The organism is Enterobacter sp. Bisph1, from assembly GCF_000814905.1.
Taxonomy (GTDB): Bacteria; Pseudomonadota; Gammaproteobacteria; order Enterobacterales; family Enterobacteriaceae; genus Kosakonia.
Genome location: NZ_JXAG01000006.1, coordinates 1 through 1,973 on the forward strand (window position 1 = coordinate 1; position 1,973 = coordinate 1,973).

Below are 1,973 nucleotides of genomic sequence, written 5' to 3' on the forward strand. Positions count from 1 at the left end.
TTTAAATTGAAGAGTTTGATCATGGCTCAGATTGAACGCTGGCGGCAGGCCTAACACATGCAAGTCGAACGGTAGCACAGAGAGCTTGCTCTCGGGTGACGAGTGGCGGACGGGTGAGTAATGTCTGGGAAACTGCCTGATGGAGGGGGATAACTACTGGAAACGGTAGCTAATACCGCATAACGTCGCAAGACCAAAGAGGGGGACCTTCGGGCCTCTTGCCATCAGATGTGCCCAGATGGGATTAGCTAGTAGGTGGGGTAACGGCTCACCTAGGCGACGATCCCTAGCTGGTCTGAGAGGATGACCAGCCACACTGGAACTGAGACACGGTCCAGACTCCTACGGGAGGCAGCAGTGGGGAATATTGCACAATGGGCGCAAGCCTGATGCAGCCATGCCGCGTGTATGAAGAAGGCCTTCGGGTTGTAAAGTACTTTCAGCGGGGAGGAAGGTGTTGTGGTTAATAACCGCAGCAATTGACGTTACCCGCAGAAGAAGCACCGGCTAACTCCGTGCCAGCAGCCGCGGTAATACGGAGGGTGCAAGCGTTAATCGGAATTACTGGGCGTAAAGCGCACGCAGGCGGTCTGTCAAGTCGGATGTGAAATCCCCGGGCTCAACCTGGGAACTGCATCCGAAACTGGCAGGCTTGAGTCTCGTAGAGGGAGGTAGAATTCCAGGTGTAGCGGTGAAATGCGTAGAGATCTGGAGGAATACCGGTGGCGAAGGCGGCCTCCTGGACGAAGACTGACGCTCAGGTGCGAAAGCGTGGGGAGCAAACAGGATTAGATACCCTGGTAGTCCACGCCGTAAACGATGTCTATTTGGAGGTTGTGCCCTTGAGGCGTGGCTTCCGGAGCTAACGCGTTAAATAGACCGCCTGGGGAGTACGGCCGCAAGGTTAAAACTCAAATGAATTGACGGGGGCCCGCACAAGCGGTGGAGCATGTGGTTTAATTCGATGCAACGCGAAGAACCTTACCTGGTCTTGACATCCACAGAACTTGCCAGAGATGGCTTGGTGCCTTCGGGAACTGTGAGACAGGTGCTGCATGGCTGTCGTCAGCTCGTGTTGTGAAATGTTGGGTTAAGTCCCGCAACGAGCGCAACCCTTATCCTTTGTTGCCAGCGGTTCGGCCGGGAACTCAAAGGAGACTGCCAGTGATAAACTGGAGGAAGGTGGGGATGACGTCAAGTCATCATGGCCCTTACGACCAGGGCTACACACGTGCTACAATGGCGCATACAAAGAGAAGCGACCTCGCGAGAGCAAGCGGACCTCATAAAGTGCGTCGTAGTCCGGATTGGAGTCTGCAACTCGACTCCATGAAGTCGGAATCGCTAGTAATCGTAGATCAGAATGCTACGGTGAATACGTTCCCGGGCCTTGTACACACCGCCCGTCACACCATGGGAGTGGGTTGCAAAAGAAGTAGGTAGCTTAACCTTCGGGAGGGCGCTTACCACTTTGTGATTCATGACTGGGGTGAAGTCGTAACAAGGTAACCGTAGGGGAACCTGCGGTTGGATCACCTCCTTACCTGAAAGAACCTTTCTCTGTAGTGTCCACACAGATTGTCTGATGAAAATAACGGGCAGTAAAAATCTCTGCAGGCTTGTAGCTCAGGTGGTTAGAGCGCACCCCTGATAAGGGTGAGGTCGGTGGTTCAAGTCCACTCAGGCCTACCAAACTTCTGCTGATGCTGCGTTGCGGCGACACTCACATACTGGAGTATGCTTCGTGTCACCACGCCTTGCCTCACCAGTAGTTAGGGTTGATGAGATTCGCCACGATGGGGCTATAGCTCAGCTGGGAGAGCGCCTGCTTTGCACGCAGGAGGTCTGCGGTTCGATCCCGCATAGCTCCACCATCTTTACTGCACGATACAAAAAAACTTCAGAGTGTACCTGAGAAGGTGCACTGCGAAGTTTTGCTCTTTAAAAATCTGGATCAAGCTGAAAATTGAAAC

The 1,973-nt window shown here is 53.5% G+C and carries 2 tRNA genes and 1 rRNA gene; all 3 read left to right on the top strand.

Features of this window, described 5'->3' with window-relative positions:
• Positions 1-3: 3 nt before the first annotated feature.
• Positions 4-1,543 (top strand): 16S ribosomal RNA (locus RW65_RS00050).
• A 72-nt stretch (positions 1,544-1,615) separates the two neighbouring features.
• A tRNA-Ile gene (locus tag RW65_RS00055) sits at positions 1,616-1,692 on the top strand.
• 106 nt (positions 1,693-1,798) lie between these two features.
• Positions 1,799-1,874, top strand: a tRNA-Ala gene (locus RW65_RS00060).
• Positions 1,875-1,973: the final 99 nt, after the last annotated feature.